Origin of the sequence: Nocardiopsis terrae (genome assembly GCF_014651695.1) — a bacterium.
Taxonomy (GTDB): domain Bacteria; phylum Actinomycetota; class Actinomycetes; order Streptosporangiales; family Streptosporangiaceae; genus Nocardiopsis; species Nocardiopsis terrae.
The window spans coordinates 295,856-311,205 of the sequence record NZ_BMXJ01000002.1 but is presented as its reverse complement, the minus strand read 5'-3'; the positions used below and the strand labels follow the sequence as shown (position 1 = coordinate 311,205).

The 15,350-nt window shown below is 71.6% G+C and carries 10 protein-coding genes; all 10 read left to right on the top strand.

Annotation, left to right across the window (positions count from 1 at the left end):
- Positions 1-139: 139 nt before the first annotated feature.
- The 10 genes from IE195_RS05435 to IE195_RS05390 all read left to right on the top strand — a co-directional run bounded on the left by IE195_RS05435 (position 140) and on the right by IE195_RS05390 (position 15,275).
- Complete coding sequence (locus IE195_RS05435) at positions 140-1,588, top strand: PucR family transcriptional regulator (protein WP_191268280.1); 1,449 nt, start codon at positions 140-142, stop codon at positions 1,586-1,588.
- 138 nt (positions 1,589-1,726) lie between these two features.
- On the top strand, positions 1,727-4,810 hold the full coding sequence (locus tag IE195_RS05430; RefSeq protein WP_191268279.1) for a DEAD/DEAH box helicase: 3,084 nt from the start codon (positions 1,727-1,729) through the stop codon (positions 4,808-4,810).
- A gap of 101 nt (positions 4,811-4,911) precedes the next feature.
- Positions 4,912-5,790 (top strand): Fpg/Nei family DNA glycosylase, encoded by an 879-nt coding sequence (locus IE195_RS05425; RefSeq protein ID WP_191268278.1) that lies wholly within the window; start codon positions 4,912-4,914, stop codon positions 5,788-5,790.
- A 164-nt stretch (positions 5,791-5,954) separates the two neighbouring features.
- Positions 5,955-7,001 carry a LacI family DNA-binding transcriptional regulator gene (locus IE195_RS05420; RefSeq protein ID WP_191268277.1) on the top strand — a complete coding sequence of 349 codons (1,047 nt, stop codon included), beginning with the start codon at positions 5,955-5,957 and terminating at the stop codon, positions 6,999-7,001.
- A 172-nt stretch (positions 7,002-7,173) separates the two neighbouring features.
- Positions 7,174-8,868, top strand: coding sequence for an ABC transporter substrate-binding protein (locus IE195_RS05415; RefSeq protein WP_191268276.1), 1,695 nt, complete (start codon positions 7,174-7,176; stop codon positions 8,866-8,868).
- A gap of 68 nt (positions 8,869-8,936) precedes the next feature.
- Positions 8,937-9,932, top strand: coding sequence for an ABC transporter permease (locus IE195_RS05410; protein WP_191268275.1), 996 nt, complete (start codon positions 8,937-8,939; stop codon positions 9,930-9,932).
- The gene (locus tag IE195_RS05405; protein WP_191268274.1) at positions 9,929-10,840 is read left to right on the top strand and encodes an ABC transporter permease; all 912 of its coding nucleotides are present in this window, start codon (positions 9,929-9,931) and stop codon (positions 10,838-10,840) included. The genes IE195_RS05410 and IE195_RS05405 overlap by 4 nt, the downstream gene beginning before the upstream one ends.
- Positions 10,840-11,793 carry an ABC transporter ATP-binding protein gene (locus IE195_RS05400; protein WP_191268273.1) on the top strand — a complete coding sequence of 318 codons (954 nt, stop codon included), beginning with the start codon at positions 10,840-10,842 and terminating at the stop codon, positions 11,791-11,793. The genes IE195_RS05405 and IE195_RS05400 overlap by 1 nt, the downstream gene beginning before the upstream one ends.
- Before the next feature lie 4 nt (positions 11,794-11,797).
- A complete protein-coding gene (locus IE195_RS05395; RefSeq protein WP_191268272.1) occupies positions 11,798-12,709 on the top strand; it encodes an ATP-binding cassette domain-containing protein in 912 nt (303 codons plus the stop codon).
- Positions 12,710-12,758: 49 nt separating this feature from the next.
- On the top strand, positions 12,759-15,275 hold the full coding sequence (locus tag IE195_RS05390) for a glycoside hydrolase family 2 protein (protein ID WP_191268271.1): 2,517 nt from the start codon (positions 12,759-12,761) through the stop codon (positions 15,273-15,275).
- The last annotated feature ends 75 nt before the right edge of the window (positions 15,276-15,350 follow it).

Genomic DNA, 15,350 nt, shown 5'->3' with positions numbered 1-15,350 from the left:
TGGTACGGGGTGCGGACTCGCAAGACACTAGGCCGCGTCGAACCGGACACCCATGGACACAGTGGATAATCGAATGAGCGTCCTGCGCCATTGCGTCAGGGCGTGGCGGACCACGGGCAGAGCTACGGGGGGAGACCGGATGCCGCCGACACTGGGGGCCCTGTTGCGCACGCCCCACCTGCGCCTGCGGCTGCTCGCCGGGCAGGACCGGGTGCACCGTCAGGTGGAGTGGGTGGCGGTCAGCGAGCTCGGCGACCCCACCCCCTACCTGGCCGGGGGAGAGCTGGTGCTCACCACCGGCGTGCGGTGGGTCGAACGCCTGCCCGACCTGCGCGCCTACGTGCGCCGCCTGGCGGAACGCGATGTCGCCGGGCTCGGCTTCGGCGCCGCGGTCAACTTCGAACAGACCCCCGGGGAGCTGCGCGCCGCGGCCGAGGAGTTCGGCGTCGCCCTGCTCGAGGTCGACCGCCGGACGCCCTTCATCGCGGTCGGCAAGGAGGTCTCACGGCTGCTGGCCAAGGAGGAGTACGAGGGGCTGAACAGGGCCTTCAACGCCCAGCGCGAACTCACCCGGGCGGCACTCACCGGGGCGTCCGCCGTCGTGGACCGGCTCGCCCGGGAACTGGGCGGGTGGGTCCTGCTGCTGGCACCCGACGGCTCCGTCCGGCACGCGGCCCCCGCCGCCGCGGCCGACCGCGCCCCCGGGCTGGCCGCGGAACTCTCCCGGTTGCGCGGCGCGGGCCCCAGGTCCAGCGTCTCGGTGGCGTCCCGGGACGACCGTGTCTCCGTCCAGCCCCTGTCCACGGGGCGCCGACCCCGCGGGTTCCTGGCGGTCGGCGGGGTGCGGGTGTCCGGCTCCGAGGACCGCACCCTGGTGAACGCGGCGGTGTCGCTGCTCTCCCTCGAACTCGAACGCCCGTCCCCGGGCCGGGTCGGCCTGCTGCGTGCGGGCGTGCTCTCGGCCCTGCTCGACGGAGCCCTCGACCCGCTGCACCCGGGCGCCTCCGGGCTGCGCGCGGTCCTGCCCGCCGAACCCGTGGTGGTGGCCGTCGCTGAGGGGGCGCAACCCGAGGGGCCCCTGCCCGAGGGGGCCCTGGTGACGGAGCACGAGGGGCGCACGGTGCTGCTGACGGCCGCGGTGACCGGGGAGAGCGTGTTCGGTGAGGTCCTGGACGGGCCCGTGGGGTTGAGCGCCCCGGTCGGCTACCCGGACCTGGCCGCCGCCCGTGCCCAGGCCGAGCGCGCCCGCACGGCCGCGGCGGAGGACGGCAGCGCCCTTCAGCGCTTCGACCTGCTTCCGGGCGGCCTCCTCGGCCTGCTGGACACCCCCGAAGGCGCCCGGTTGGCCGACGATCTGCTCGCTCCGATCGACGACCAGCGCGGTGCCCCCGAACTCCTCGCCTCGCTGCGCGCCTACCTGGCCGCATCGGGGCGCTGGGACGCCGCCGCCGAACGGTTGGGCGTGCACCGGCACACCCTGCGCTACCGGATGAGGCGCATCCGGGAGCTGCTCCCCGGGGACCTGGACGACCCCGACCACCGCACGGAACTGTGGATCGCCCTGCGCGTGCGCGAGGGCCGGTCCTGACCCGTCCCGACGGCCGGGGCCGAAGTGGTGACGGGTTCCGGCGTTCTCCGGGCAGCCCCGCGGAAAATGCACCACAATGAACCCTGATGGCGGGGAGTAGTCGTCTGATCACCAAAGGTCGGACGGTCAGGGGGGCTCGTGAGGTCACTGCGGGACGACGAACAGATCACCGGAACCGGACCGTACCCGCCGCCCGGCGGACACGCTTCCGGCGGATACGGCCAGACCGGCAGGACCGGCATCGGCGCCGCGTCCCGGCTCTGGAACCCCCCGGTGGACCAGGGCGAGGTCCGCGCCTTCCTGGCCTACCTCAGGGCCTGCCTGCGCAGGGAGGCCGTACACACCCACACCGTGCGGGCCGAGCACCTGGGCTCCGACGCCTGTGTCTGCCTGCCCGCCGGCCCCGAACTGCTGTTCAGCGGCGCCCGGGACACGCTTCCCCTGCACCCGGAGGGCGCACGGGTCCTGCGCCTGGCCGGACGCCACGGCCAGGCCCTGCGCTACGGCTACCCCCTCGTCGTCCTGGGGCGGGGGGCCGAGCGCGTGGTCCTGCCGCTGCTCACCGTGGACGTGCGGGCCGCGGACGGGGCCGAGGAGCACGGCGGCCGTGCGGGCGGCGCCGCCCCGCTGGTCCGCGCCGTGGGACCGCCCGACATCAACACGGCCCTCCTCGCCCGGCTCGGCATCACCGACCCCGAGGACCTCTTCGAACTGCGTGCCCGGCTCCGCGCCGGAGCCCCCGACACCTCCCGGCGCCCCGCCGCCGTCGCCGACCTGGCGGCCAAGGTGCGTACCCTGCTCACCCGGCTGGAGATCGAACGGGTCGACGACATCGCCCCGCTCGGCCCCCGGGGCCGCCCCCGTACGCTTTCCGAGGGGGCCCACAACACCGCCGTGCTCTTCCGCGCCGGGCCAGGCGGACCGGACGGCGCTCAGGAGCGTGGCGGTGCCGAGGGCGTTCTCGCCGACCTGGACCCCACGGACCGCGACGGGCTCGACCCGGACGCCGTCCCGGGAACCGCTCTGGAGCCCCTGCTCTGCAGCCTCCCGCGCGACCGGGGCGCCGAACCGCGGACGGCCCCCGGCCTCCTGCGCAGGAGCTCCCGGTCCCAGCGCCGCGCCGCGGGAACCGACGACCACAACCCGGCACCGGTGCCCGTCTCGACCACCCTCCTCAGCCAGGCCCAGTACGCGGTCCTGCGCTCCGCCATGCGCGAGCAGCTCACCGTGGTCGCCGCCCCGCCCGGAAGCGGGCTCCACGACCTGGTCGACGCCCTGGCCCGCACCGCCGTCAACCACGGCCAGCGGATCCTGGTGTGCGGCCGCACCGAGGCCGACCTCGACGAGGTCCTGGCCCGGGCCGACACCGCGCCGGGCCATCCCGCGGTCCGAGCGGGCGGGCCCGGACACCGCGCCGCGGAGCACCGCCTCCTCACCGGGCTGCTCGCCCGGGACGCCGACGCCCCGCCCGTCGCGAGCCCGTCGGCTCCCGGGGAGGAAGGCACCCCCCACCGGGCCGAGCTGGCCGCGTCCTGGAACAGGGTCCTGCGGGTCTGGGCGGCCATGGACACGATGGCCTCGGACGGGCACGTCCTCGCCCGCCTGGCCGAGGAACGCAGCCGCAGCATCGCCCGCGGCTGGGACCCCGACAGCCTTTTCACCCCCGAACGCGGTGGCCCCGAGTACTGGCTGCACCGAGCAGAACGCGCGGCCGCGGGTGGTCTGGGCGGGTTGCACCACCGGGCGGCCGTCCGCCGGGAGCTGGGGGTGGCCACCGACCCCGAAGGGCTGAGCCAGCTGTGCTCGGTGGCCCGCCTGGAGAGCGAGTGGCGCGAGGCGGTGGACCGCAGAACGCGGTGCGCGCCCCTGAACGAACTCACCGGAGAGCTCGCCGATGCCCTGGCCGCCCACCGGCGAGCCGGCTCCGACTGCCTGGCCGCCGTCACCGGGCCCCGCCTCCGGCGCGGCCGCGCGGCCGTCGAGAACCGTCTCGAAACGCTCAACTGGAACCACGGAGAGGGCTGGCCCGGGCTGGCCAACCTCCTCGACACCCTGCCCGTCTGGGTGTGCCGTACCGACCAGGTCCGCTCCCTGCCGCCGCAGGCCGGCCTGTTCGACCTGGTCGTCGTGGTGGGTGCCGAACAGACCCGGGTCGGCGAACTGCTGCCGGCGCTCTACCGGGCCAACCGTGCCGTGGTGGCGGGCGACCCCGCCCATCCCGGTCCGGGGACCGTGCTGGAGCCGGAGGAGGAGCGCCGGGCCCTGGCCGCCGCCGGACTCGCCGCCGACCAGTGGGACGATCGCGCGTTGCGGCACGGTACGGGTTCGGCCCTGCACGCGGCGCGGGAGGCCGGGCCGCCGGTGCTGTGGTTGGACGAGCACGAGGGGGCGCCCGAGGCCCTGGCCGGCGCCGCGTCCCGGCACTGCTACGGCGGGCGGGTCCGGGTGCTGAGCCGCCCCGAGCCCGCCGGCGCGCCCGTCCTCGACTGGCGGGACGTCAGCGGGGAGTGCGAGGCGGCTCCGGGCTCCTCCTACGTCAACCGGGAGGAGGCCTACCGGGTCGCCGTGGTCGTGGCCGGGCTCGACCGGGAACTGCCGGAGGGGCACGGCCTGGCGGTGGTGGCTCCGATGCAGCCGCAGGTGGCGCTGGTCCGCAGGTTGCTGCGCCAGCGCCCCCTGAGCCGTCCGGTGCGGGTCGGCGGGCCCGCGACGCTGGACCGCGACACCGCGGCCGCCGACGTCACCGTGCTCTCGCCGATGCTGACGGCCGGGGCCCCGGCCATCGCCGAACGCCGGGTGCGCGGGACGAGCCACCTGTGGTCGTCGGTGCTCACCCGCACCCGGGGGCGGCTCGTGGTGGTGGGCGACCGCGCGTACTGGTCCGGCGGCCAGGGGCCGCTGGGCGAGCTGCTCGCCGGGCGCCCCCGGCCCGGAGCCGACCCGGTGGGCGCCGCTCTGGTGGACGCCCTGCGCGCGGCGGGCACGGAGGTGGCCGTGGGCGGGAGCATCCGCGGCTGGACCGCGGACCTGGTGGTCAGCTACGGCGCCCGGCGTGTGGTCCTGTTGCTCGACCGGGAACCGGACGGGCCGTCCCTGCGGCGCCTGCTGGCCAGGGGCGAGGCCCTCAACCGGGCCACGGAGGACCTCGTGGTGGTGGTCCCCGCCTGGCGGTGCCTGGCCGACCCCCGGGGGTTGGTGGAGGAGATCCTGTCCGCCTGTTGACCGCCGGGCGCGCACTATCCTGTGGGCGACGAGAACATGCCCGAAAGGACCTGGTTCGCCCGGCTGCCCGGGCGGTGTGACGGGCGGAGAGGGGAGCACGGGTGCCTGAGGGCCATACGCTGCACCGGTTGGCGGCGCACTTCGACAAGACCTTCGGCGGCACGGCCGTACGGGCCAGCAGCCCCCAGGGGCGCTTCGCCGGGGGAGCGGCCCGCCTCGACGGACGGGTCCTCACCGAGAGCGAGGCGCACGGCAAGCACCTCTTCCTCGGCTTCGACTCCGGGGAGTGGCTCCGCGTGCACCTGGGCCTCTACGGCGCCTGGACCTTCGGTGACGCCGACGGCGAACGCCACCTGGGCGCGCCCAGGTCCGAGGGCGCCGGCCGGGCCGACCTGGAACACGACCCCGACGGCTTCGTCGTCCCGCCCGAGCCGGTGGGCGCGGTCCGGGTCCGGCTGGTCAACTCCTCCGGCTGGGCCGATCTGCGCGGCGCCTCCGCCTGCGAGGTCATCACCGCCGACGACAAGCGCGCCGTCCAGGACCGCCTCGGCCCGGACCCGCTGCGACCCGACGCCGACCCCGAGCGGGCCTGGCACACGGTGAGCCGTTCCCGCAGCAGCCTCGCGGTGCTCCTCATGCGCCAGGACGTGATCGCGGGCATCGGCAACATCTACCGCGCCGAGTCCCTCTTCCGCGCCGGACTCGATCCGAGGACCCCAGGCCGCGAGCTCACCAGGGAGCGTTGGGACGCCCTGTGGGCGGACCTCACCGGGCTGCTGCGGGACGGCGTCCGGGACGGCTACATCATCACCACGCGCCCGCAGGACCGCCCCGACCCGGAGGCGTACCCGGTGCCCCGGCCCGACACCCTCTACGTCTGCTACCGGACCGGTGAGCCCTGCCGTGTGTGCGCCTCGCCGGTCGCCGCCGCCGAACTGTCGGGGAGGACCCTGTACTGGTGCCCCGGCTGCCAGGCGTAGTCCGAACTGCCCCGCCCGCCGCGCTCCGGACCGAGAACCCCCTGTGAGCCCGGGACCCCCGTGTGTACAATCCCCACCGATCGCTTAACCGGTTCAGCCGAACCGGGCTCCGCGCGGTGCGTCGGGGAGGAACCTGTGCTGGGGGGAACACTGTGGGGGCTCTGATGCGGCGGCCGACCATCATGGACATCGCCAAGGCCGCGGGGGTGTCCAAGGGGGCGGTCTCGTACGCGCTCAACGGGCGTCCGGGGGTCTCCGAGGGTACCCGAAAACGGATCCTGGACATCGCCAGTGACCTGGGCTGGGCCCCCAGCAACCCGGCCCGGGCGCTGGCGGCCGGCGGCCGTGTGGGCGCCGTCGGCCTGGTGGTGGACCGGCCGTCCCGCTCGCTGGGGATCGAACCGTTCTTCATGCAACTGGTCTCCGGTATCGAGACGGAGCTGTCCGCCACCGGGGTCGACCTGTTACTCCAGGTCACCGAGGATACGGACACGGAACTGGCGGTCTACCGGCGCTGGGCGTCGGAGCGCCGCGTCGACGGGGTGGTCATGGTCGACCTGCGGGTCGACGACCCCCGGCCGGCCGCGGTCCGCGGCCTGGGTCTGCCCGCCGTGCTCCTCGGCGGCCCCGGTGGGGCGGGTGACCTCCCCTGCCTGTACACCGACGACTCCTCCTCGGTGCGCGAGGTGGTCCGTTACCTGGCGGCACTCGGCCACCGGCACGTCGTCCAGGTCTCCGGGCCGGAGGAGTTCGCGCACACCGTGGACCGGGGCGAGGCCTTCCGGGAGGCGGCGGACCGGGCGGGTCTGGCGGGGGCGTACTCGGTGCACTCCGACTACACGGGGGAGGCGGGGGCCAGGACCACGCGGCGGCTGCTCGCCGCGGCCGAGCGCCCCACCGCGCTGGTGTACGACAACGACCTCATGGCCGTGGCCGGTCTCGGTGTGGCGGCGGAGATGGGGGTGGACGTGCCCTCCCAGTTGTCCATCGTGGCCTGGGACGATTCCGCGCTCTGCCGTCTGGTGCGGCCCTCACTGACCGCGATCGGCCGGGACGTGGTCGGTCACGGACGCCAGGTCGCCAGGATGCTCGGCCGCGTCCTGGAGGGCGAACCGGTGGCGAGCCAGGAGTCCTCGGCCGGTGAGCTGCACCCCCGCGGGAGCACGGGTCCACTGGTGGTTTCCCACGTATCTGCTGTTACAAGCGAATAACAGCAAAGTGTCGGGGATTGACGGGGTTCGTCAGTCCGTGTTGTTGTTAACGTCACTTACCCGGTTCAGCAACGGTCCTTTGCGCTCCCGATTGGGAGCGCTCCCAGCCTTCCGAGACAGGAATCGGCTTCCCCCCATGTGGAGGGCCGACCGGGTGGAAGGAGGAGTCGAGATGAGATTTCTGAGGCTTCCCGCCGTTCTGGCGGCGGCGGCGCTCATTGCCACCGCCTGCTCGAGCGAGGGCGGAGACAGCGGCGGTTCGGAGGGTTACCCCCGGGACGAGACGCTGTACACCACCGGCACCGCCTGGGGTCCGCCGGTCAACTGGAACCCGATCATGCGCGGCCAGTACGCCGTGGGCACCTTCGGTCTGGCCTACGAGCCGCTCTTCCACTACGACCCGGAGGAGAACGAGTACGTCCACTGGCTCGCCGAGAGCGACGAGTGGACCGACGAGACCACCCACGTCATCACCCTCCGCGAGGGGATGACCTGGAGCGACGGCGAACCGATCGTGGCCCAGGACGTGGTGACCACCATCGAGCTCGGCCAGAAGGACGTCTCCTACAGCAACATCTGGAACTTCATCGAGGGCGTCGAGGCCACCGGGGACCGCGAGGTCACCGTGACCTTCTCCGAGTCCCGCCCCCAGGAGTGGATGAACTGGGCCTACAGCAACCCCATCGTCCCGGACCACATCTGGGCCGACAAGGACCAGCAGCAGCTCACCGACGACCCCAACGAGGAGCCGGTCGGCAGCGGCCCCTACGTCTACGAGACGCACGCCGACGACCGCATGGTCTGGAGCCGCAACGACGACTGGTGGGGCACCGAGGCACTCGGCCTTGAGATGCAGCCGACCTACATCGTGGACATCGTCAACGCCTCCAACGAGGTGACGATGAACATGATCAGCAACAACGAGGTCGACCTGTCGAACAACTTCCTGCCCGGGATCGACCAGATGATCGACGGCCAGGCCATCACCAGCTACTACGACGGACCGCCCTACATGCAGTCCGCCAACACCGCGTGGCTGGTGCTCAACCACGACCGCGAGCCGATGAACGACGTCGAGTTCCGCAAGGCGCTGGCGCACTCCGTCGACATGAGCGCGATCATCGACGGCCCCTACTCCAACCTGGTCGAGGCGGCCAACCCGACCGGTCTGCTCCCCCAGTGGGACGCCTACATCGACCACGAGCTGGTCGCGGAGGAGGGCTACACCTACAACGCCGACGAGGCGGTCGCCCTCCTGGAGGACGCCGGCTACACCGACCAGGACGGGGACGGCTTCATCGACACCCCCGACGGCGACCCCATCGAACTGACCCTGCAGGTGCCCTCCGGCTGGACCGACTGGATGGAGGCCGCCCGGGTCATCGCGGAGAACGCCCAGGAGGTCGGGATCAACCTCGAGGCGGAGTTCCCCGACCACGACCTGCTGGTCGAGGACCGCAACTCGGGTGAGTACGACCTGGTGGTCAACAACGACCGCCAGCTGAGCAACACCCCGTGGACGTACTACGACTACCTCTTCCAGCTGCCGCTCCGCGACCAGCAGACCACGGTCAACTTCGGCCGCTACGAGAACGAGGAGGCCTGGGACCTCGTCGAGGAGCTCGCCGCCGTCCCGGCCGACGACGTGGAGGCCGCCGCGGAGATCACCTCGAAGATCCAGGAGATCCAGTTGGCGGAGCTGCCGGCGATCCCGCTCTGGTACAACGGCCTCTGGTCGCAGCAGACCAACACCACCTGGACCAACTGGCCCAGTGACCAGGGCAACCCTGGTTACGCCACGATGTGGGACGGATGGTTCGAGCTCGGAGCCGTCCGCACCCTCGCCGAGATCGAACTGGCCGAATAGCACGTGTGGAGCGCGCCCCCGGTGCGGGGCGCGCTCCACACCCGTGCCCCCGCACCTGGAGGACACCCGTGTGGCGTTACATGGGCCGCAAACTCGGGATCTACGGCATCACCTTCGTCGTCGCGGTCACCATCAACTGGATGATCCCGCGGTTCATGCCCGGCGACCCCGTCAGCAGCATGCTCAACAGGGCCTCGGTCTCCGACCCGGAGGCCCTGGAGCGAATGAACACCTACTACAACGAGGTCTTCGGCCTCGACACCCCGCTCTACCAGCAGTACCTCAGTTTCTGGAGCGGTCTCCTACGCGGTGACCTCGGCATCAGCGTGTGGCTGTACCCCGAGCCCGTCACCGACATCATCCTGCGGCACATCCCGTTCACCCTGGGCCTGCTGCTCCCCGCCATCATCCTGAGCTGGATCGTCGGCAACCGCTTCGGCGCGTTCGCCGCCCGCAGCAAGATCCTCGACAACACCGTGCTCCCGCTCGGCTACATCCTGACCGCGACCCCCTACATGTGGCTCGCCCTACTGCTGGCCTGGGCGCTCGGTGTGGTGGGCGGCTTCTTCCCGACCGCGGGAGGCTACAGCTTCGCGCTCACGCCCTCGTGGTCGTGGCCGTTCATCTCGAACCTGCTCACCCACTGGTTCCTGCCGTTCCTGTCCATGTTCCTGGTGGCCCTCGGCGGCTGGGCGATCGGTATGCGCAACATGATCATCTACGAGCTGGAGGCGGACTACTCGAACTACCTCCAGGCGCTCGGAGCCCCGCGCCGGCTGATCCGCCGCTACGCCTTCCGCAACGCGATGCTGCCGCAGATCACCGGTCTGGCCGTGCAGCTCGGCACCATCATCGCGGGCGCGCTGCTCACCGAGATCGTCTTCAACTACCCCGGCCTGGGGACCCTGGTCCTCAACTCCCTGAACAACAACGACTTCTTCCTGCTGCAGGGGATCTTCCTGTTCGTGGTCGTCGGGGTGCTGATCGCCAACTTCATCATCGACATCATCTACGTCCTGGTCGACCCGCGCACGCGAGTCCAGATGACGGGAGGCGCCTCATGACCAACGTCCCCGCGACCCCTGGCGCGGCCGACTCCGGCGCGGCACCGGAACCGGCCGGCGAGCGCAAGGTCTCCGAGGGCCTGCACTTCGCCCGGCGCAACCCCAAGCTCCTCATCGGCACGGGGATCGTGCTCGCGCTCCTGTTCACCGGCCTGATCGGACCCCTGTTCATCGACCAGGGGCCCAACGTCTACGTCGGTCCCAAGAGCCAGCCGCCCAGCTCCGAGTACTGGATGGGCACCACCTCCTTCGGCCAGGACATCTGGGCCCAGTTCGTCTACGGGCTGCGTTCGACCTTCCTGGTCGGGGCCCTGGGCGGAGGCATCGCCTTCGTCGTGGGCACCGCGGTCGGGTTCGTCGCCGGTTTCAAGGGCGGGCTCGTCGACGAGCTGCTCAACATGTTCACCAACGTGGTGCTGGTCCTGCCCACCCTGGTCGTGCTCATCGTCGCCGTCGCCTACCTGGACGTGCGCGGTGTTGTCGTCCAGGCGCTGTTCATCGGGCTGACCTCGTGGCCGTGGGCGGCGCGCGCGGTCCGCTCCCAGGCGCTGTCCCTGGCCACCCGTGACTACGTGGACCTGGCCCGGCTGAGCGGCCGCCGCACCTGGCGGATCATCACCACCGAGATCGCCCCGAACATGAGCTCCTACCTGGTGATGTCGTTCATCCTGCTCTTCGGCGGGGCCATCCTCATCGCCGCCGGACTCGACTTCATCGGCCTCGGACCCGCGAACGGCGTCTCCCTCGGCCTCATGCTGGAGAGCGCCGTCGCCTGGAGCGCCCTCCAACTCGGCATGTGGTGGTGGTTCATTCCACCGGGTGCCGGGATCACCCTCCTGGTCGGTTCGATGTACATCCTCAACGTCGGGTTGGACGAGGTCTTCAACCCCAAGCTGCGGGAGCTGTAATGACCCTGCGCGTCAACGACCTGAAGGTCTACTACCAGACCCTGCGCGGGGACGTCCACGCCCTCGACGGGGTGAACTTCGACCTCGCCGACGGGGAGATCATGGGCCTGGCCGGGGAATCCGGCTGCGGCAAGAGCACCCTGGGCAAGAGCCTGATCCGGCTGGACGGCCGGATGCGGCACGTGGACGGCACGATCGAGCTGGACGGCGAGAACGTGCCCATCGCCGACGACCGCGCGATGAACAGGTTCCGCTACCACGAGATCTCGCTCATCCCGCAGTACGCGATGAGTGCGCTCAACCCCACCCGCAAGATCGGCCGGATGATCAACGAGCTGCTGCGTTCACGCGGCGTGCGTCCGGCCGATGTCGCGGAGGAGCTGGACCGCCGCCTGGAGCTGGTCGGCCTGGACCCGGACGTACTCAAGCGGTTCCCGATCGAGCTGTCCGGCGGGATGAAGCAGCGTGTGGTCATGGTCATGGCCACCCTGCTCGACCCCTCGCTGCTGATCGCGGACGAGGCGACCTCGGCCCTGGACGTGTCGACCCAGCGGTCGGTGGTGGAGTCCATGGTGGAGTTCCGCGACCGCGGTTACGTCAAGAGCATGATCTTCGTGACCCACGACATCTCGCTCGTCTACCAGATGGCCGACACGGTCATGGTGATGTACGCGGGCCGGATCGCGGAGAAGGCCCCGGCGTCCACGATCATCAACGATCCCCAGCACCCGTACACCAAGATGCTCATCGGTGCGCTGCCGGAGGTCGGTACGACCACGGAGGACACCCGCCTGGAGGGCATCCCGGGCACCCCGCCCGGGCTGCTGCACCCGCCGACCGGCTGCCGGTTCAAGGACCGCTGCCCGATCGCCTCCGAGGAGTGCTCGCAGACTCCGCCCCTGGTGGAGATCGAACCCGGCCACTGGGCCGCCTGCTGGAAGACGGGGAGGTAGAACCGTGCTGGAACTGAGCCACGTGCACAAGGTGTACCGGGTGGGCGCCTTCGGCGGCGCCAGGCTGCGCGCGGTCCGTGACGTCAACCTGACGGTGGAACCCGGCGAGGTGGTGTCGCTGATCGGTGAGAGCGGCAGCGGAAAGAGCACGATCGGGAAGATGGTGCTGGGCCTGACCGGGGTCAGCTCCGGCCAGATCCTCTTCGAGGGGAACGACGTCTCCCGGATCCGCGGGTTCTCCGCGAAGAAGGAGTACTACCGGAGGGTGCAGGGCGTCTTCCAGGACCCCTTCAGCTCCTTCAACCCCATCTTCAAGGCCGACCGCGTCTTCGAGATGATCCGCTCCTCCTACTTCCCCGCGACCTCGGACGCGGACTGGAGACAGAAGGTCCTGGACGCGATCGGCACGGTGCGGCTGGACCCCGGCAACGTCCTCGACAAGTACCCGCACCAGCTCAGCGGCGGGCAGCTCCAGCGGCTGCTCATCGCGCGTGCGCTGCTCCTGGACATCAAACTGCTGGTGGCCGACGAGATCATCAGCATGCTGGACGCCTCCACCCGCATCGACGTGCTCAACCTGCTCGCCGACCTCAAGGAGCGCGGCCTGGGCATCCTGTTCGTCACCCACGACCTGTCCCTGGGCAACTACGTCAGCGACAGGTCCGTGATCCTGCGCAAGGGCGCCATCGCCGAGATGGGGCCCACCAGGGCGGTGTTCGAGAACCCGATGCATCCCTACAGCCGGCACCTGCTCTCGTGCGTGCCCCAGCTGCACCGCACCTGGACCGAGGTGGACGAGGAACTGGCGGCCAACCCGCCGGAGGACGTCGTCCTGCCCACGGTCGGTGAGGACGACGACTCCGCTCCCCTCACCGAGGTCGAGAAGGGGCACTTCGTCGGGATCGACCAGCACTGAGCCGCGCCGCGCCGCGACCGCCACACACCACGGGAAAAGAGGAACACGCATGACCGCGTGGTTCGACCTGCACGACGGCTGGAAGCTGACGGCGGTGCCCCACGAGGGCGCCCTGTCGGGACCGGCCGCCGAGGTCGGCGAGGTCGGTGCCACCGTGCCGGGCTGCGTCCACACGGACCTGCTCGACCACGGCCTGATCGCCGACCCCTACCTGGACGACAACGAGGACCGGCTGGGCTGGATCGGCCGGACCGACTGGAGGTACACGCGCTCCCTGGCCGCGGAGGCCCGGGCCCTGGGCGGCGCGGACCGGGGCGCTCCGAACGCGGAGCGCGTCGACCTGGTCTGCGAGGGCCTGGACACCGTCGCCACCGTCCGGGTCGGCGGACGGGAGGCGGGCCGGACGGCCAACATGCACCGTTCGTACCGCTTCGACGTCACCGATGCGCTGGCGGCCGGGGAGGCCGACCCCTCCCTGGAGGTGGAGTTCGCCTCGCCCTACCGCTACGCGGAGGCCAACCGGGAGCGGATGGGCGCGCTTCCCGCCGCCTATGACGAGCCCTACCAGTACATCCGCAAGATGGCCTGCAACTTCGGCTGGGACTGGGGGCCGACCGTGGTCACCTCCGGGATCTGGCGGCCGATCCGGTTGCACGCCTGGTCGACGGCGCGGCTGGCCTCGGTCCGGCCGCTGGTGTCGGTCTCCGCGGACGGATCACTGGGACGGGTCGGCGTGCGGGTGGAGGTGGAGCGCACCGGGCCCGGGCAGGACACGGACCTGACGCTGACCGCCTCGGTCGCGGGCGCGGAGGCCACCGCGGTGGTGGCGGCCGGGGAGACGGAGGCGGCCCTGGAACTCGTGGTCGCCGAACCGGACCTGTGGTGGCCGCGCGGCCACGGCGGTCAGCCGCTGTACGGCCTGGGGGTGGAGCTCTCCGCGGACGGGGAGGCCCTGGACGGCTGGGAGCGCCGGATCGGTTTCCGGAACGTGGCGGTGCGCAGCGAGCCCGACGCGGACGGCTCCGCCTTCGCGGTCCGGGTCAACGGCCGCGACATCCTGGTCCGGGGGGCCAACTGGATCCCCGACGACGCCTTCCCGCACCGGATCGGCCGGGACCGCTACCGGGAGCGGATCGAGCAGGCCCGGGACGCCGGGATGAACCTGCTGCGCGTGTGGGGCGGCGGGATCTACGAGTCCGAGGACTTCTACGAGCTCTGCTCCGAGCGCGGCGTCCTCGTGTGGCAGGACTTCCTCTTCGCCTGCGCCGCCTACCCCGAGGACGAACCGCTGGCCTCGGAGGTCGAGGCCGAGGCGCGTGAGGCGGTCGCGCGGCTGGCGCCGCACCCCAGCCTGGCGGTGTGGTGCGGCAACAACGAGAACATCTGGGGACACGAGGACTGGGGGTGGAAGGAGGAGCTCGACGGTCGGGCCTGGGGCGCCGGGTACTACCTGGACGTGTTGCCCCGGGCGGTCTCCGAACTCGACCCGACCCGCCCCTACTGGGCAGGCAGTCCCTACTCCGAGGCCGAGGGGGTCCACCCCAACGAGCCCTCGCACGGGACCATGCACCTGTGGGACGTGTGGAACGAGCTCGACTACACCGTCTACCGGGAGCGCCGCCCCCGGTTCGCCGCGGAGTTCGGGTACCAGGCGCCGCCGACCTACGCCACGCTGCGCGGTTCGGTGTCCGACGACCCGCTCACCCCGACCTCGCCCGGGGTGATGCACCACCAGAAGGCGATCGACGGCAACGGCAAGCTCGCCCGCGGGCTCGCCGCGCACTTCGGTGACCGCGAGTGGGGGTTCGAGGACTGGCACTACCTCACGCAGGTCAACCAGGCGCGGGCCCTGACCCTGGGCATCGAGCACTTCCGCGCCACCTGGCCGTACTGCACGGGCACGGTGATGTGGCAGCTCAACGACTGCTGGCCGGTCACCTCGTGGGCGGCGGTCGACGGGCAGGGGCGGTACAAACCGCTGTGGTACGCGCTGCGCCGCGTGTACGCGGACCGGGTGGCCACGGTGCAGCCCGCCCCCGGAGGCGGACTGCAGGTGGTCCTGGGCAACGACACCGGTCAGGAGTGGGTCGCCGAGGTGACGGTGGCCCGTCGCGACACCGTGACGGGAGCCGAGTTGTCCGCCTCCGCGCATCCGGTCCGGGTGGCGCCCCGCGGGGCGTTGCGGATTCCGGTGCCCCCGGAGGTCGCGCGGGCGGGTGCGGCCAGCCGCGAGGTGCTGACCGTCGACGGTGCGGGAGAGCGGGCCTGGTGGTTCTTCTCCCGGGATCTCGACCTGGACTACCGAAAACCCGAATTCGAAGTCGAAACACGGGTGGACGGTTCCGATTTGCGGGTGAACGTACAAGCCCGTGTGCTGTTGCGGGATCTGGTGCTGAACGTCGACAGACTCGACCCCGGGGTGAGCGCCGACAGCGCGCTGGTGACGCTGTTGCCCGGCGAGTCGCACACGTTCACGGTGCTCGGCGGCGCGGCTCTCGACCCGGGGGCCGTGACGGCGCCACCTGTGCTGAAGTGCGTCAACGATGCCCTCGTGAACCCTGGGTAACATTTGCGTGACACGCCGGTGATCTTCACCCGGGTCACACGCGTCCCCCGCACGGCCCGCCGGTATTCCCCGGCG

Coding starts and splice junctions, on each gene's coding strand:
- IE195_RS05435 (WP_191268280.1), top strand. CDS start 140: ATGCCGCCGACACTGGGGGCCCTGTTGCGCACGCCCCACCTGCGCCTG.
- IE195_RS05420 (WP_191268277.1), top strand. CDS start 5,955: ATGCGGCGGCCGACCATCATGGACATCGCCAAGGCCGCGGGGGTGTCC.
- IE195_RS05415 (WP_191268276.1), top strand. CDS start 7,174: ATGAGATTTCTGAGGCTTCCCGCCGTTCTGGCGGCGGCGGCGCTCATT.
- IE195_RS05405 (WP_191268274.1), top strand. CDS start 9,929: ATGACCAACGTCCCCGCGACCCCTGGCGCGGCCGACTCCGGCGCGGCA.
- IE195_RS05400 (WP_191268273.1), top strand. CDS start 10,840: ATGACCCTGCGCGTCAACGACCTGAAGGTCTACTACCAGACCCTGCGC.
- IE195_RS05390 (WP_191268271.1), top strand. CDS start 12,759: ATGACCGCGTGGTTCGACCTGCACGACGGCTGGAAGCTGACGGCGGTG.